At 57.5% G+C, this 16,080-nt stretch carries 11 protein-coding genes; 6 read left to right on the forward strand and 5 right to left on the reverse strand.

Features of this window, described 5'->3' with window-relative positions:
• Positions 1–199 precede the first annotated feature (199 nt).
• Entirely contained in the window at positions 200–2,035 is a 1,836-nt protein-coding gene (locus NHH03_RS02200) for a TIGR03960 family B12-binding radical SAM protein (RefSeq protein WP_253154102.1), read from the reverse strand.
• A 118-nt stretch (positions 2,036–2,153) separates the two neighbouring features.
• On the opposite strand from NHH03_RS02200, the gene nirD reads away from it, so the two are divergent.
• Positions 2,154–2,477 (forward strand): nitrite reductase small subunit NirD, encoded by a 324-nt coding sequence (gene nirD / locus NHH03_RS02205; RefSeq protein WP_253154103.1) that lies wholly within the window; start codon positions 2,154–2,156, stop codon positions 2,475–2,477.
• Between the two features lie 304 nt (positions 2,478–2,781).
• Complete coding sequence (locus NHH03_RS02210) at positions 2,782–3,714, forward strand: GGDEF domain-containing protein (protein WP_253154104.1); 933 nt, start codon at positions 2,782–2,784, stop codon at positions 3,712–3,714.
• Between the two features lie 38 nt (positions 3,715–3,752).
• Here the strand turns inward: NHH03_RS02210 and NHH03_RS02215 are convergent, their stop codons facing one another.
• Both NHH03_RS02215 and trpB read right to left on the reverse strand, forming a co-directional pair.
• Positions 3,753–4,436: a metal-dependent hydrolase gene (locus tag NHH03_RS02215; RefSeq protein ID WP_253154105.1), complete on the reverse strand. Its 684-nt coding sequence runs from the start codon at positions 4,434–4,436 to the stop codon at positions 3,753–3,755.
• 57 nt (positions 4,437–4,493) lie between these two features.
• The gene (gene trpB / locus NHH03_RS02220) at positions 4,494–5,735 is read right to left on the reverse strand and encodes a tryptophan synthase subunit beta (RefSeq protein ID WP_253154106.1); all 1,242 of its coding nucleotides are present in this window, start codon (positions 5,733–5,735) and stop codon (positions 4,494–4,496) included.
• A gap of 18 nt (positions 5,736–5,753) precedes the next feature.
• Between trpB and NHH03_RS02225 the strand changes: the two genes are divergently transcribed.
• The 4 genes from NHH03_RS02225 to NHH03_RS02240 all read left to right on the forward strand — a co-directional run bounded on the left by NHH03_RS02225 (position 5,754) and on the right by NHH03_RS02240 (position 11,859).
• Positions 5,754–6,713: a DUF429 domain-containing protein gene (locus NHH03_RS02225; RefSeq protein WP_253154107.1), complete on the forward strand. Its 960-nt coding sequence runs from the start codon at positions 5,754–5,756 to the stop codon at positions 6,711–6,713.
• A 100-nt stretch (positions 6,714–6,813) separates the two neighbouring features.
• A complete protein-coding gene (gene mutM / locus NHH03_RS02230) occupies positions 6,814–7,710 on the forward strand; it encodes a bifunctional DNA-formamidopyrimidine glycosylase/DNA-(apurinic or apyrimidinic site) lyase (RefSeq protein WP_253154108.1) in 897 nt (298 codons plus the stop codon).
• A 134-nt stretch (positions 7,711–7,844) separates the two neighbouring features.
• Entirely contained in the window at positions 7,845–8,903 is a 1,059-nt protein-coding gene (locus NHH03_RS02235) for a prenyltransferase/squalene oxidase repeat-containing protein (RefSeq protein ID WP_253154109.1), read from the forward strand.
• Between the two features lie 454 nt (positions 8,904–9,357).
• Positions 9,358–11,859, forward strand: a complete 2,502-nt coding sequence (locus NHH03_RS02240) for a S8 family peptidase (RefSeq protein WP_253154110.1) — start codon at positions 9,358–9,360, stop codon at positions 11,857–11,859.
• Positions 11,860–12,054: 195 nt separating this feature from the next.
• On the opposite strand, the gene NHH03_RS02245 is transcribed toward NHH03_RS02240, so the two are convergent.
• Together NHH03_RS02245 and NHH03_RS02250 are read right to left on the reverse strand one after the other, a co-directional pair.
• A complete protein-coding gene (locus tag NHH03_RS02245) occupies positions 12,055–13,095 on the reverse strand; it encodes a transglutaminase-like domain-containing protein (protein WP_253154111.1) in 1,041 nt (346 codons plus the stop codon).
• Positions 13,096–13,115: 20 nt separating this feature from the next.
• Complete coding sequence (locus NHH03_RS02250) at positions 13,116–15,170, reverse strand: sulfatase-like hydrolase/transferase (RefSeq protein ID WP_253154112.1); 2,055 nt, start codon at positions 15,168–15,170, stop codon at positions 13,116–13,118.
• Positions 15,171–16,080 lie beyond the last annotated feature (910 nt).

Genomic DNA, 16,080 nt, shown 5'->3' on the forward strand with positions numbered 1-16,080 from the left:
GCGAAGCTGCACGACCTCCAATCGGGAGAGTGAATTGCATAAGCGCAACTTCAAAGTGCGTCAGCGAGGGATTTAGCGGGTGATCAAACTGAATTTGTGGGAAGTCGCCAGCTCGCCAGGGTTCAGTCTGTGCTGAAACACGCTGAAGCGTGAACTCCAACGGTTTGGAGTGAAGCGTGAACTCCAACGGTTTGGAGGTTTAGGTGGCACCGGCCATGGCTTCCAATTGGACGGTCGCCCTGCCCTGCTCTTTTTCCAAGTAGGCGCGTCCGAATTTGACGTTGACGTGGTCCCAGGGCAATTTGTCCATCATCTCGTATTTCTCGTGGACTTGGCGGTCGATATCGATGCCGACTTCTTGCAAGGCATCCCACCACCGCTGCGGGTCGAGGTGTTCGGTCCAGCCGTCCATTCGGGCACCGCGTTCCCAGGCCAATCGGATCGCTTTGCCGGTGCGGCGATCACCACGACTGATCACGCCTTCTAGCAAGCTGGTGTCGATGTCGTGGCATTTGATGTTCACGCTGCGGATCTGACGACGACTCCACATGTAGCGGTGCGCCCAATGAAAGTACTCGCGTCGCTGCATGCCATTCCATTGATACGGCGTGTGCGCTTTGGGGACAAAGTTAGACACGCTGGCGGTCACCCGTGCGTAGCGTCCGCGCACTTCTTTGCCGACCGTTGCGATGGTTTCGGTCAAGTCCACGATGCCGTCTAGGTCGACCGCACGTTCGCCGGGCAAACCGCACATGAAATACAGTTTGACGCTCTCGAAACCGTTCTGGAATGCGGCTCGACAGCCTTCGATCAGGTCGCTGTTCTTGATCTTTTTGCGGATCTGTTCTCGCATGTCGTCGCGTGCGACCTCGGGGGCCAACGTCATCGATCGGCGACGCTCGGACCCGATCAATTGTGGTAGCGATTTCAGTTGATCGTTGACTCGCAAACTGGGCACACTGATGTTCACGCCCAGCGGTTTGAAGACTTCGTGCAGTCGTTTGACCAACGGTTCAAAATGCGGGTAGTCGCTACTGGAGAGCGACAGGATGCTGATTTCGTTATGACCCGTGTTCAAGTAGCTTTCCCAAGCCGCCTGGACGATGGTATCCACCTCGCGAATCCTCAACGGGCGTTTGATCACCGTGCTTTGGCAAAACCGACACAAGTGCGGGCAGCCGCGCATGATTTCCAACGCGATTCGATCGTGGACACAATCGATGTAGGGGACGATCGGTTTGGTGGGCAACGGGATCCCATCCAAATCGCTGATCACACTGGGCGCGAATGTTTTTGGGACATCATCGCGCAATTGCCGCAGCGCACTGATGCGATCGTCTTTGTATTCGGGTTGGTAGAACCGTGGGACATAGGCGTATTCGAGTGTCTGCGCGACCTTGGCCAACGCATCACTGCGCTGGCGTCGCCCCTGGTCGCCGTCGGCCCAGGTGCCATCGCTGCGACGGTAACTGGTTTTGATTTCTAGCCACAGATCACAGATCGTTGGCAGCGCGGGTTCGCCATCACCGGTGATCATCACATCGAAATAGTCGGCCATCGGTTCTGGGTTTTGGCAGCACGGGCCACCGGCGACCAACAGTGGATCGTTCAGCGTGCGATCGACCGACTCCAGCGGGATGCCGCCCAAATCGATCATCGTCAACACGTTCGGTGAACTGATTTCATACTGCAAACTCAAACCAACAACGTCGAATTCTGACAGTGCGGTGAAGGTTTCCAGTGTGTACAGCGGTATCTCGTGCTCGCGCAGCAAACGTTCCATGTCCGGCCAAGGCGTGAACACACGCTCGGCGCACCAATCGTCGCGCCGATTCATCAGCGAGTACAGGACCTGCAAGCCGTGATGGCTCATTCCAATCGTGTAGGCGTCGGGGAACCCGATCGCCAATTTGCCGCGGACGTCGCGGTGGTCTTTGACGATGATGTTGCGTTCGCCACCGACATACTGCGCGGGGGTCTGGACATGGGGCCAAACGCGGGATTCGAGTTGCTTGCGTCGCTGCTGGTTAATCATGCACGAACCGAGTGGGGAGACGGGAGTGGTGGTCGGTTGTCTGAACCTCTAAAGTGTGATCGCAAACGGGCGTTTAACGCAAGGGAAACCGCGAAAGAGAAATAAGGCGATCAAAGCTGTGAGCGAATTTGAATGTGTCGGAAAAGTCAGTGAATTCGAGAAAGGCCGCGGAAAAGCCGTGCCCGTCGCGGATCGGATGGTGGCTGTGTTCCATCAAGAAGACGGCAGTTGGTATGCGATCGATGACCTTTGTCCCCACATGGGGGCGTCGCTTGCCGAAGGCCACGTCGAGGGCAATTCGGTGACCTGCCCGTGGCATGCCTGGCGATTCTGTGTCGCTGACGGCACCTGGGAAGACAATCCACGCGTCAAAGTCGATTGCTTCGAAGTCAAGATCGACGGCGAGGATGTACTGGTTCGCGAGATCGAAAAAGAAGCTTAGCCTTTGAGCGTTGCGTTCTTATCCCAACCCGACGCGTCAGCGAGGGATTTCGAGTGTTAACGGGATCCCTCGCTCACGCGTCGGGTCACCAAAAACCAACGCCTGACACAGACTCGCAACTTCATCACGCGTTCGGATTCGGCGGAAGAGTCGGTCTGAACTCTGGCGGGGTCAGCCACCAGAGGCTACCAGAAACACCGCGAGAATTAGTCGTGACTCGATCGCTGTGGTCCTGATACAAACCTACCTGCCGGTCGTTTCGATTTGGCAGCGACACTCTCTTTTTGCAAGCATTGCAGACGACATGAGAACTGATCACGACTCTCAGGCGGCCAGCTGTCCGACTCCTTTATTGTTGGAATCCGGAACGCTTCGCGCCAGTGACAGTGAGTGCGGTTCCTGCGACCGTCCCGCCAAGACGGCTCTGCTGACGGTGATTCGTGGTCACGCCGATCTGGGAGTGCATCAATTTCTTAGCGGGCGCACGCTGATCGGGCGCAGCCCCTCATGCACCTTGCCGCTACACGACATGAAAGTCTCCTCGCAACACGCCGTGATCACGCCGCTGGGCAACGGTGATTATTGTTTGGATGATTTGCGGTCAACCAATGGCACTCGCGTCAACGGCACGCCGGTGACCGAGTCGTGGATCTTGAAAGATGGCGAAAAGATCTTTCTCGGCCAGACGGTGATTCGGTTTTCGCTGGCTGATGAACTGGAAACCAGTTTTCACAACGAGGTGGCGACGTTGGTGGGAACCGATCCACTGACCGGTCTGCCGTCCAAACGACGGTTCGACGAAGCGTTGGAGTTTTCGCTGCAGACCGCCCTTCGAAACGGCAGTCCGCTGGCGATGTTGATGATGGACATGGACGGCGTCAAACGCATCAATGACACCCACGGCCACTTGTTCGGTGCTCATGTGATCGGCCAAACGGGTCGCTTGATTGGACACGTCGTGGGTGATCGAGGACACGCCTGTCGATTCGGCGGTGATGAATTCAGTGTGTTCCTGCCAGGGCACGACAACGATACCGCCGCTGCAATTGGCGAACAGGTTCGGTTGGCGCTGGAGAACGCGAAACTGGAGATGCAGGGAATCGCATTGCATCCGACGATCAGTATCGGGGTGGCCAGTTTCCCCCAGGCTGCCTCGAACGCCTTGGCATTGCTCGCCCGCGCCGACGAAGCGCTGTATCGGGCCAAAGCAAACGGCAGGAATTGCGTTGCGACTTAGAGTGTCCCGCTGAGACCGCGAGCGAGCGTTCCGGCACGCTACAGCGGATAGGATTCACCGACCGTCAGCACGATCGGTTTGGCACTCGTTTCGGCGCGGACTTTGTCGGCCCAGGCCGCTGCGTCTTGTTCGATCGGCGGCCAGGTTCCGTAGTGTGTGGGCAACACGACTTGGGGCGTGATTTGCTTGATCGCTGCAATGCTGTCGTCGATGCCCATCGTGAACAGATCGCCGATCGGCAGCACCGCCACATCGACTCCATCGGCATAAAACTTCATGTCGCTGAAGTAAGCCGTGTCACAGGCGAAATAGAGACGGCGTCCAGCGATCGTCAGCACGAATCCGGCAGCGGTTCCCGCGTAGGATCCGTCCGGCAGGCTGCTGGAGTGAATGGCCGGGACCATTTTGACAGTGGTTTCGCCCATTTGGTGCGTGCCGCCGATATTCATCCCCAGCGGATCGGCAACACCGTGTTTGGATGCGAACCACTGCGCGATTTCAAATGACGTGATCAGTTGGGCGCCTGATTTTTCAATCACCGCGGCAACGTCAGCGACGTGATCAAAGTGGCCGTGGGAGACCAGCACATGGGTGGCATCGGCGAAATCATCGGCACTGACCTTGGCCGCCGGGTTTTCTGCAAAGAACGGATCCAAAAGGATTCGCTGGCTGTCGGTTTCGATCAACCAGCTGGCGTGAGAAAGCCAAGTTAGCTGCGTCATAGAATTCGATGCTCCTGCTGTGGTCTTCCAGTGCGCTGTCTGTCGGAATCGTCGCTGTTAGTAATCTTCGCCGCGTAGTCGAGCGATCTCCATGGCGTCTTTGTCGCCGCGACCGGACAAGCAAACCACCAGGTTTTCGCTGCTCGGCATCTCGGCCGCAATCTTCATTGCTTTGGCCAGCGCGTGACTGGATTCCAGTGCTGCGATGATGCCTTCGGTTCGCGCCAGTCGGTCGAAAGCTTGCATCGCTTCTTCGTCACCACACTCGATGTAGTCGACGCGTCGAGAGTCTTTCCAATAGCTGTGTTCGGGGCCGACGCCGGGATAATCCAGTCCGGCGCTCATGCTGTGGACGTCACAGGTTTGCCCATCATCGTCTTGCATCACATAGCTGTAACTACCATGCAAAACGCCGGGGGCACCAAAGGTCATTGGCGCGGCGTGGTCACCGGGATTGTTGCCACGCCCACCGGCCTCCACACCGACCAATCGCACTGCGTCGTCTTCGATGAACGGGTAAAACATTCCCGCCGCATTGCTGCCGCCGCCGACGCAGGCCACCACGCACTCTGGCAATTTGCCGAACAGACCGAGTGATTGATCGCGTGTTTCGCGACCGATCACCGCTTGGAAATCGCGAACCATCATCGGGAACGGGTGCGGCCCGATCACACTGCCGATGATGTAGTGGGTGTTTTCGACCGACGACATCCAGTCACGCATCGCTTCGTTGACCGCGTCGCGCAACGTCCGCGAACCGGTTTCGACGGGGCTGATCGTGGCGCCCATCAAACGCATGCTGAAGACATTGGGTTTTTGCCGCCGAATGTCTTCGGCACCCATGTAAACGGTGCACGGCAAACCAAAATGGGCACAGGCCGTCGCGCTGGCGACACCGTGCTGGCCGGCACCGGTTTCGGCAATCACACGGGTCTTGCCCATTCGCAGCGTCAGCAGCGCCTGACCGAGCGTGTTGTTGATTTTGTGGGCGCCGGTGTGGTTCAGGTCTTCGCGTTTGAGCCAGATTTGGGCCCCACCACAGGCTTCTGTCAGTCGTTTAGCATGATAAAATGGGCTGGGGCGACCGACAAAGGTTTTCAGCAATCCATCGAGTTCGCGCTGGAATTCGGGATCCTTTTTCGCCCGTTCGTATTCGTCAGCCAATTGATCGAGCGCACGCGTCAACGTTTCGGGGACAAATCGGCCGCCATAGTTGCCAAAACGGCCTCGGCTGTCGGGGACCGAAGCGGATGCAGGTGCCGATGCGTTCTCGGATGCGGATTGGGGAGCAGTGCTCATTGTGCTTTTGCGAAAAAGGTGGGCTGCCGGTTCAACTTCATCATCTTCACTGGACTATGGCAGTTGGTCAACGCGACGAGGGAGACTCCCCGACGATTCCGCCAGATTGATGCGCTGAAATTGCGCAGGGTGATCGGCGTGGATTTCAGTGGCGCGGCGTTGTCGGGGAAAACGGCCTGGGCGGCGGAAATGACATCCACGGCGCCGCTGCGGATCGGTGACGCCGCGCCGCAGTTCCAGCTGGTCTCGCTCAAGCCACTCGGCAAATTGGCCGCTGGCGATGAACGCCAGCGTGTAAACGAGTATTTGGTCGATCGAATCGTCAATGCCAGGCAAACATTCTGGGGCTGTGATTTCCCGTTCGGACTGCCGATCGAATTACGGTTAGGCGATTGGGGGGCACAGTTGTCACGTGTGGGCAAGTTCGCCGGACAGGCCGCCGAGTTTGGTCGTTGGCTGGTCGAGCGGACCGAGAAACGGGTTGGCAGGAAACATGTTCGTCGCAGCACCGATTCTGAAACCAAGACGCCGTTTGATTGTTACCACTACCGCATCATCTACCAGACCTTTCACGGCATGCGTGACGTGTTGCGACCGTTGTCGGATCAGCCCTCGGTTTGTGTGTTGCCGTTTCAATATGATCGATTACCGTCCGGTCGAGTGAGTTCGCTGGTGGTCGAAGCCTGTCCGTCGTCAACGCTTAAACGCTGGAGACTGCCCCATCAACACTACAAACAATCCGGTGGCAAAGCACCACTGGCAGTCCACAGAGCGACGCGCCGTGTGATCCTGAAACAACTTTCGCAGTTCGTCCAGATTTCGCCTTACCGGCGGCGGCAAATCATGAACGATCCCGGCGGTGATGCGTTGGACGCGGTGTTGTCCGGCGTCGGTGCTTGGTTGGGCGTGGCTGCGGCGGATCATAATGGGATCAGGCTGCATTCCCGTTACGATCGCGAAGGCTATGTGTATTGTTAGTGCCGGACTGGAACACTATGGCGCCACGGCGTCGGCATCGTTGGCACGGCCGTTCCGCAGCATTGTCTCGAAGTCCCCTTCTCCTTTCTGATGATTGAGTATGCCAGAACTGCCCGAAGTCGAAACCATGCGCCGTGGGGTGTCGCCGATCGTGGGGCAACAGATCCAGTCGGCACAGGTGCCACCCTGCGAGCGCAAGCCGATACTGTTGGAACCCTCGATTGAATCGTTCGATGCGCGGGTGAGAGGCCGTCGGATCACGGCGGTTGATCGGTTGGGCAAACGGGTCTTGATTGTGCTCGGCGACGACCAGACGATCGTGATCGAGCCACGGATGACCGGTCTGGTCTTGCTAAGTGATCCGCCGGGGCCGGAGCATCTGCGTTTGCGTCTGAATTTGACCGCTGGGCCCTGCGGCCAGCTCTTGTTTTGGGACCGTCGTGGATTGGGCACGGTGCGATTGTTGTCTGCCGATCAGTTGCAGGCGACGGTTCGTGATCGATTGGGACCCGATGCGATGCGGATCACGACCGACCAGCTGCGGACGGGATTCGGCAGCAGTCGCCGCCAGATTAAACCCGCGCTGTTGGACCAAACCGTTGTCGCCGGAATTGGCAATCTGTATGCCGCCGAGATTTTATTTTTGGCCGGTGTTGATCCGCGAACGCGTTGCGATCGGCTGAGCAAACCCCAGTGGTCTCGGATCCACGCGGCGATCACAGCGGTCTTGGGCGAGGCGATCGAGCACGAGGGCAGCACGCTGTCCGATGGGACCTATCGCAATGCGCTCAACCACCAAGGCAGCTACCAGAACTACCACCGCGTCTATGACCGTGCAGATTCAAATTGTCGACGTTGTCGATCGGGATTGATTCGACGAATCGTGCAAAACCAGCGAAGTACGTTTTTTTGCCCCCAATGTCAGCGTAAATCAGGTTTGCACGCCCAGGTGGCCCGAATCGAAGTTTCGCCGCCGGTGACCAGCACGGTACAATAGAGCCCTTGGAGGGCCGCGAGCGCAAACGACTAGCGAGCAACGCCCAAACACGCGGTGCCAAACACGTGGCCGCCAAACACCCCGCCATTTGCATCTGCCATTTCGTCCGCGCCAGGTCTTTGATTGAGATGACCATGAATTCACCGACCAGCCGACGTGATTGGTTCCGCCGCGCCGCGTTGCTTTCCGCCGGTGGCGCCTGGGCGACAACGCTGGGGCACCGATCGGTCGCCTCGGCAGCGGTCCGCAATCAGACTTGGGAAACATCCACGCAAAAAGCGCTGACATGGCTCAGCCGCACCCAGTCATCGCGCGGCCACTGGAACACGCAAGTCTATCCGACGGCGATGGCGGCGCTGGCCGGCACCGCGATGATCGGAAACGGATCCACGACCACCCAGGGTCCGTATGCCAAAGAGATCGCGCGGACGGCGGATTACCTGATCAGCAAAAGCCGTGACAACGGATTGATCGGAGACCCCAAAACCGACCAGCGATACACCTACGGGCACGGTTTTGCCATGCTGTTCCTGTCGCAGGTCCTGGGCGAAGAGGGCTTGCTGGATCGCCGACGTGAATTGGTCGATGTGCTTTCCCGAGCGGTCGAATTCAGCGGCAACGCTCAAACGGCAGCGGGCGGTTGGGGCTATGTCTCGGCGGCTGAAGGCAATGATTTTGATGAGGGATCGACCACGATCACGCAGGTCCAAGGGTTGCGTGGTTGTCGCAACGCCGGAATCCCGGTCAGTGGTGACGTGATCGATCGCGCCAAGAAATACATTTATGAGTGCAAGAACAAAGACGGTGGCATCAGCTATAGCAGCCGCCAACGTGGTACCAGTCGGCCGGCGATCACCGCCGCAGCTCTGGCGGCACTGTACAACGCTGGGGATTACGACAGCCAGCATGTGCCTGAAATGTTGGCCTACACCAAAAAGGAACTGCACGGGATCAGTGACGGTGCCCGCGCGTTCGGGCATTGGCACTACACGTATCTGTATTACAGCCAAGTCGTCTATCGCCAAGGCGACGAACTGTGGCGTCCGTTCCGCGAACGCTTGTACGACCGCATCGCCAGCCAGCAACGACCCGATGGCTACTGGGAGGGCCAGATCCATCCGGTCTATGTAACCGCATGCAATCTGATCATGCTGCAATTGGACTACGGCTATCTGCCGATCTACCAACGCTAGCGATTGGAGCTGGATCCGCCAGGATTCAGACCGATGAACCCCTGGCGGGACCAGCGACGACATCTGAAGGTGCGTTTTTATCGCAACCCGATGGCTTCAGCGAGGGATTTAGGGTGTTAACGGGATCCCTCGCTGACGCGTCGGGTTACCAAAAACCAATGCCCCACGCGATTACGCATCTTCAAAAGCGACGTCACTGCTTGTTCCGGCGATCCTAAGTGGGACTCGTTCCGTGTCGAATTGAAATCCTGGCAAATAAATTTCGCGAGATTGCGCATCGCCGTCACACATTCGGGCTCGTTGTAGACTGAGCGGTTCATCTCACCTTCGTCCACATTGCCCAGGTCTCTCTACGATGCGCAACCTTAGAGACTGCTTCTATCAGCGGCGAACCGGTTTCCGAACGACTCGTTCGCGACGAATGTTGACAGTGCAGTCGTTGGAAACACGGCGCATGCTGGCCGCCGAAATGGACGCCGCGTGGTCCAGCGACAACGATTTGCAACTGACGGTCGGCGGCCGCTACTACACCTCAGGTCCAGATCTGAATGCGTCGACCATCCCTATCGATGCGGTGCAGGCTGACCCGGGACCAGCCGAAGCAGAGACAGCCAATCTCTTTCCCACCGCCATCCACATCGTCGACGGCAACAACAATCTGTTTGATCCGGAACCCGGTCAACGATTTTTTGTACGCGTGGAATTCACTTACGACAATCCGACCAACGACTTCTACAGTGTTGGCCGTGTCGTCAACGAGAACCCTCAGCATCTTGCCCCCAACATCAACTGGGGATCCGGATTGTCGGGACGCAGTACCTGGTATCACGTTTGGGGCGGTTGGGTCATGCACCACGGTGGAACCTATCAGGTGACGGTGCAACTCGATCCCAATAATGCGGTGGCAGAGTCCAACGAAGCGGACAATTTTATGACCCGGCAGTTCACAGTCGTCGGTGACGTGACTCCGGAATGGGCGTTGGTCGGTGCTGAGCAAGGGCAAGCTTTGTTGGGCGATGGCACCGACGTGATTGTCGGCAGCATGGACGATGCGCTGGATTTTCAGCATCCCTGGCTGACCGGCAACGACTCGCTGGGACGTCCGCGATTGATCGCTGCCGATCAGAACACTGACGGTGTCGACGGCAGCCCGCTCAATTCCGGGCACGCCACCGCTGTGATGGGGATCGTGTTGGCTCGCGGAAACAATGCCGGTGATTACACCGGTCTGGCGCCCGATGCCCGCTATGTCACCGCGGAGTTCATCAACCGAGCAAACGTGCCGGGTCTGGCTGTCTTGGATGTCGCCGACGCTGCGGGCTTTCTGGTTGAGCACGGTGCCGAGGTGATCAACATGAGTTGGTCGTGGTGGTTCGGATCGGCGACGGATTCACAAACCGGTGAAACATCGAAAACGGGTTTGATGGTCGACTATCTTTCGTATGGACGGAACATCGTAGCGGTCCCAGCGGTCAACCAACTGCCGGACTATACCCGCCCAACCGCGCCAGGTTCATCGCGCAATGTGATCACGGTTGGTGGACTCAATGCGACCTACGACCGGGCTTGGAACCAACAGGATCACGGGCCGACCTTGGACGGTCGCGGAAAACCCGACCTACTTGGCAATACCGCGGTCGACTCGGTTTCAACCAACAGTTTTTGGCGCGACGGGCGACTGGCTTACAGCGGATTGAACGGCACCAGTTTTGCCGCCCCGTTTGTCACCGGAGCCATCGCTCAGATGCTGGACTATGGCAAACGCAATGGCGAAAACCTGGACCACCGTGTGATCAAAGCAGTGGTGATGAACTCCGCCGTCAAGACACTTGATGACAACGGTGCGGCCTGGAGCAACACGACCAGCCGACCGCTGGACGACCAACAGGGGACGGGGCTACTGAATATTCCTCGGATCCACCGCATGTATTCTGCCGGTCAACAATCTGCCGGAATCGTTGGGTCGGTCGGCTATGATTTTGCGGAGGTCCAGGGGACTGTCGATGCACAAGGTGGTGACCAAGACGACGGTCGAGCGGTTTACCAACTTGGCGAGAAAGACGCCGGCGGGGAGATCGATGTCACGTTGACCTGGGACCGGCACACCTTTTGGAACGATGTCAATGCGAACGACCGGATTGATGCCGTCGACAGCTTTTATGTGGATCCGCTAGACGCCCAAGACAACTTGGATCTGGTGTTGTACCGAGATGGACTTCCCTACCTGCGATCCGAAAGCACGGTTGATACCGTCGAACATTTGCACGCGGTCAATCTGCCAGCCGGCGAATACGAGATCCACGTTCTCCGCAAATCCGTGGCAAACTCCGGCGACAGCGAGAGCTATGCGTTGGCTTGGAACGCCACCGGCGACTATGGTTTTCCTCCCACTGTTCAAAGCATCAGCGTCAATCACGGCCTGCCAAGCCGTTCGCAGGTGACTTCGCTCGAGGTTGAATTCGACCAGCAACTTGAACTCGCTCCGTTGCAATCGGCGTTCCTGTTGGAAAATCTGACGACCGGATTGATGGTTGAGAACATTCATGTCTCGGCCACCGACGTCGGCGGACGCACCGTCGCCAACCTTCGTTTCTCCGGCGACTCAACGATTGACCGAATGGGAGTCGGCGATCTAGGCGACTCGTTGGCCGACGGTAACTATCGTCTGACGATCAACGCCGCCTCGATACGTTCCCTGCTGAATATTCAAATGGCCACCGATCATTTGTTTGGTGCCGCCGATTCCGAGCAGACGGGACTATTCCGCTGGTTCGGTGACACCGATGGAGACCGTGACGTTGACGGAAACGACATCCGCCAATTCGGGTTATCTTTCTTGGCACGCACCGGCGACTTGAATTTTGATCCTCATCTGGATCAAGACGGTGACGGTGACATCGACAGCCAAGACTACGGGCATTTCAGCCGTCAATTTCGAACAAGGCTGCGTCCTTAGGTGTGTCCGGATTGGATTGCGAGAAAGAATCCAGGCGCCGATTCACGCAAGGATGTGATGATCCGAATCCTTTGATGAAGGGATTGGATTGGGGGCGCCCACCTCGATTTGTCGGGCGGAAGGTCGGTTGTATTCGACCACGGTGCCTGCGCATCAAAGCGGGATGCGGCATGTCAGAGCAGACACCGTAGGTGATTAGCGAAGGCTGGTTATTGAATTCGTAGCCTGGGTCCCCGTGATTGACGGCGCCACGAACCAACGACGACACACCCGTAGTAATGATTCGATCGATAGAGTCGCCCGTTGCTGAGCGTCGTGGAGCACTGCCGAGGCACCGTCGACGGGAATCCAGCCAATACCACTGGCAAAAAATTCTGCGATGACGTGGTACCTTTCGTTTCGATCGCCAGCGGACGTGGGCGAAGGGCCGGCGGATTCGGCGAAACGCCCTACCAGGGTGCGCGCGGGAATCGCTTCGCTACGCATCACCGTCGTGAATAATATCGACAACCCGCCACAATCCGTTTCATTCAATTTGCAAAGATGAGAAGCCGTTCGGTCCTGGCCGTATTCGAACATGTACCGATAATCAGTCGCGATCGCGCGAAAAACACGCTGGGCAAACTCGACTTCGCTTTCACGTCGTTCGCGTTGAAATCCATGTTGCTGCTTCCACTGTTGAAAGTTTGCGGAGTCATAATCGAAGAAGCGATCGGGCAGCAGGTACTGGGTTCGTTGTGTCGGTGCAAGATCTTCCACCGGTGCACTGCGTCGACTGCGCGGACGCAGCGTTCGCGAAAAGAGTTGCACTTTGATGGTGGTCTCAAAGGATGACGTCGACGGTTGGATCGGTGAATTCACCTGCACCTTGGAACGCAAAAGTGGACGCCGCATCGGTGACTGATCGACAATCTCCATCGTTTCCATGCTTGTCGTCTGCTCGAGAACCTCTTGGGCATCAAAGCTTGGCACTTTGGGGACAACCACGACCCAGGTGTCGACCGCCATGGACGGCGTCGTCATCGTCGCTTTCATCGTGGCTGTCACGCATTGAGATTCGGATCGTACCGTCTCAAGACGAGGATTCGGTGCGCCACGATGGGTGGGTAACGAATTCAAGGCCGCCAACTGCGTCGCCGTCAATGACGCCGTTGGGTCCGTGACGACATCTTGCGCGAACGTCGAAACAGTGGTGGTGGAAAACACCGCGAGAATCATCATCCCCAAAAATTTCATCGTCTCTTTCCCGCGAATGTCTACTGGCGATTTGCTGACCCACTGCCATCGCCTTTCACTTGTTTCTGCCAGTCCAGTTTGAGATCGACCTGACCAGCGGCGAGCGTGGTGATCGTCAGTGGATGAACACCCTTCTGCAGTCGGATTTCAGTGCTGTACCCACGACTTGCATCAAAACCGAAATCGGCGTCGATCAGTTCGGCGTCATGAATTCGTGCAAATGCCGGTGACGCTGTCGATAGGGTCACCCGATACACGCCTGTCGTTGGGGCGGTGAAGGTGCCGCGAAATCGCACCGCGCCGGTGGCTGTGACTGCGTCAAACGAATCACAGCGGCCGGAATCCTGTGCCGACAAATCGTTCACGTCGGGAACAAATTTGAAATCACCGTCGTAGGTTTCATACGCCCAGTCGGACTGCGCCGGAGCGTCAATCGAGGGCACCGCTGCCTTGTCGTAGGGTCGTGGTGCGGACGCATTGGCGCGGCGAAGTTGCAGCACGCGGTCGTGCATCTTTTGCTGTAGCGTCGCAAACTGACCGCCCTGCCCCGCCAAATTCTTCAGCTCTTTGGGATCATTTTTCAGATCATAGATCGCAAACGGTTGCTGGTGATCTTTGACGTCCACACGAACACCTTTGTAGCCGTCAACAAAAACGACTTGCATTTGTTTTCGCGGTCGATTGCGTTTGCTGTTTTGGAAATCGTCATAGGCCGGTGTTTTGCCACCATTGAAGTATTCGATGTAGACCTGGCCGGGACGCTGTTGGCCTTGGCCGGTCAACGTCGGCAACAGCGACACACCGTCGGTTCTCGCGGGAGGCGCGATGCCGCCGGCGCGGGCAAAGGTTGGCATCCAGTCCTGGAATTGTGACGGGGTGTCGTCGATCGAACCGGCGGCAATCTTGCCGGGCCACCAGGCCAAGGTGCCGACGCGTATCCCGCCTTCCCACACATCGCGTTTGGTCCCATCGAATGGTCCGTAGGATTGAAACGACTCGGGCGTGTAGTTGATTCGTTTGTCGTTTAAATCACGTAGATAGGATTCATGGTGGGGACCGTTGTCACAACTGACAACGACCAGCGTGTCTTGGTCGATCGACAGTTCGCGCAAGGTTTGTAACAAGTCACCGATCGAATCATCGATGCGGCGAACCATCGTCGCAAATCGTTCCTCCACGTCCGTCCAGCCTTTGCCGGTGTAATCCGGGTGCCGATAGCCGTCGACGGTGCCCGCGGCGGTGTTGATCATCTGTCCGGGTTTGCCCGTCCACTGCAATCCGCCGTTCAGTCCCCGTCCTGCGGGATATGGCACCGAGGGCACTTGCAGTGCGGCATGCGGCGTGTCGTAGGCGAGGTACAGAAAGAACGGGTCTTTCGAACCGCCTTGAACATGGTTGACAATCCAATCCTTGCTGCGGGCGGTGAACAGGTCCGTTGTGTAGCACTTGGCCAGGTCTTTGCTGACTTCCTGGTCATTGTGCCAGACTTGTTTGGGGGTGCGATGCGAGGGGCTGTCGCCCAGGTTCCAAGTTTCGGCCGGGTAATGCACGTGACCGTCGCGGTGACGCACGTAGCCATAGAATTCGTCAAAGCCCCGCTTGGTCGGATAAGCCGGCCAAGCTGCGGGAGTCTTGTCGTCGTCCGACTTTTCAGCGCCGCCTTGCAAGCCATACTTGCCGACTAGCCACGTCGTGTAGCCGGCGGATTTCATCACCGACGCCAAGGTGTGGTTGTCCGCCAGCGCTTTGTCAAATTGATTGTCACGCACTTCCGCGTGGCCTTGATGGACGCCGGTCAGCAACGAGGATCGGCTGGGGGCACAAACCGGGGCCGGGCAATAATGAGCTCTCAACTGCATGCCTTGGGCAGCCATCTGGTCCAGCATCGGCGTCTGATGCCGCTTGGCATGCTGAGATTCATTTTGGTACAGCACACCAAAGTCGCCCCAGCCCATGTCGTCCAGCAAGATGAAGATCACGTTGGGGCGGGTGTCGGCCGCGGCCGGTGTCGCTGTGAAAGCGGCTGCCAACAAAAACAGAATCGGTACGACAGAAGCAAATGGGGCGCGTATCATCAAGGCAACTGCAAGCTGGTGGTGGGGAAATCAATCTCCGCCTAGTTTAGCAGGAATCGATGGCGTTGCTGTCAGGGTGGGTGGTCACTCACCGGCCTGTCCTCCTGTTTCTCTCACCCAGCGGAACCGTTCACCGCGGCAGCACCAACTTTTAGGGCAGCATTAGTTAACAGCAGCCATTGAGCCATGCCAATGTTGGGCTACCGCACACTGACTTGATCGTGCTCGTACTCAGCATCGCGGTACTCGTACTCCTACTCGATCGACAGGTGAGGTGGCCTGGATTTTGGGGGCCACGCGTCCTCTTGCAGCGTTGACCAGCGATGTTGGTTTGCGACTGAATCGAGTAGGAGTACGAGTACCGACTGGCGCCTGAGTACGAGTCGCGAACGATCGCGATAACGGAGTTGCGGCTGATCATCTTGAGTTCAGCAATCAACCGCGCCCGTGATTTCCGTTCACCGCATCATCCCGCATTTTCTTGGCCAGATAAATGCCATCGACCAATCGCGATTGGTATTCGATTTGAACTGCGAGCGGCACTCTTTCATTCAAGTCTTCAACCTCTGTGCCTTGGTGCCTCTGTGAGAGACCACCGAGCAATCGATTTCACGGAGGCACCAAGGCACGGAGATTCAATACGCCCGCCGATTCGGTCGGATAAATCCTCCACACCAACGACGGCAAACAGGCGTCCAAAATGCCAGGGGGACAGAGCACTCTCGCCGACGAATCGATGCGTGGGGAATGCAAGCATTGACTGTTGCTGCTACTCGTAATGCTATGTCCCCGACGGACCATCCTTCAGTCGGCGAACGGTAGAATTCACGGGGAACGGGAGAAAGACTCGCAAGCAGACCATTAAACACGACTCCCGTTCTCCCGTGCCATTCATGGTTCGTCGTGTTCA

Origin of the sequence: Stieleria tagensis, assembly GCF_024129865.1 — a bacterium.
Lineage (GTDB): Bacteria > Planctomycetota > Planctomycetia > Pirellulales > Pirellulaceae > Stieleria > Stieleria tagensis.

Bases quoted from the DNA above. Each gene is read 5' to 3' on its own strand.
- NHH03_RS02200 (WP_253154102.1), bottom strand. From the start codon at position 2,035: ATGATTAACCAGCAGCGACGCAAGCAACTCGAATCCCGCGTTTGGCCC.
- NHH03_RS02210 (WP_253154104.1), top strand. From the start codon at position 2,782: ATGAGAACTGATCACGACTCTCAGGCGGCCAGCTGTCCGACTCCTTTA.
- NHH03_RS02215 (WP_253154105.1), bottom strand. From the start codon at position 4,436: ATGACGCAGCTAACTTGGCTTTCTCACGCCAGCTGGTTGATCGAAACC.
- trpB (WP_253154106.1), bottom strand. From the start codon at position 5,735: ATGAGCACTGCTCCCCAATCCGCATCCGAGAACGCATCGGCACCTGCA.
- mutM (WP_253154108.1), top strand. From the start codon at position 6,814: ATGCCAGAACTGCCCGAAGTCGAAACCATGCGCCGTGGGGTGTCGCCG.
- NHH03_RS02235 (WP_253154109.1), top strand. From the start codon at position 7,845: ATGAATTCACCGACCAGCCGACGTGATTGGTTCCGCCGCGCCGCGTTG.
- NHH03_RS02240 (WP_253154110.1), top strand. From the start codon at position 9,358: ATGCTGGCCGCCGAAATGGACGCCGCGTGGTCCAGCGACAACGATTTG.
- NHH03_RS02245 (WP_253154111.1), bottom strand. From the start codon at position 13,095: ATGAAATTTTTGGGGATGATGATTCTCGCGGTGTTTTCCACCACCACT.
- NHH03_RS02250 (WP_253154112.1), bottom strand. From the start codon at position 15,170: ATGATACGCGCCCCATTTGCTTCTGTCGTACCGATTCTGTTTTTGTTG.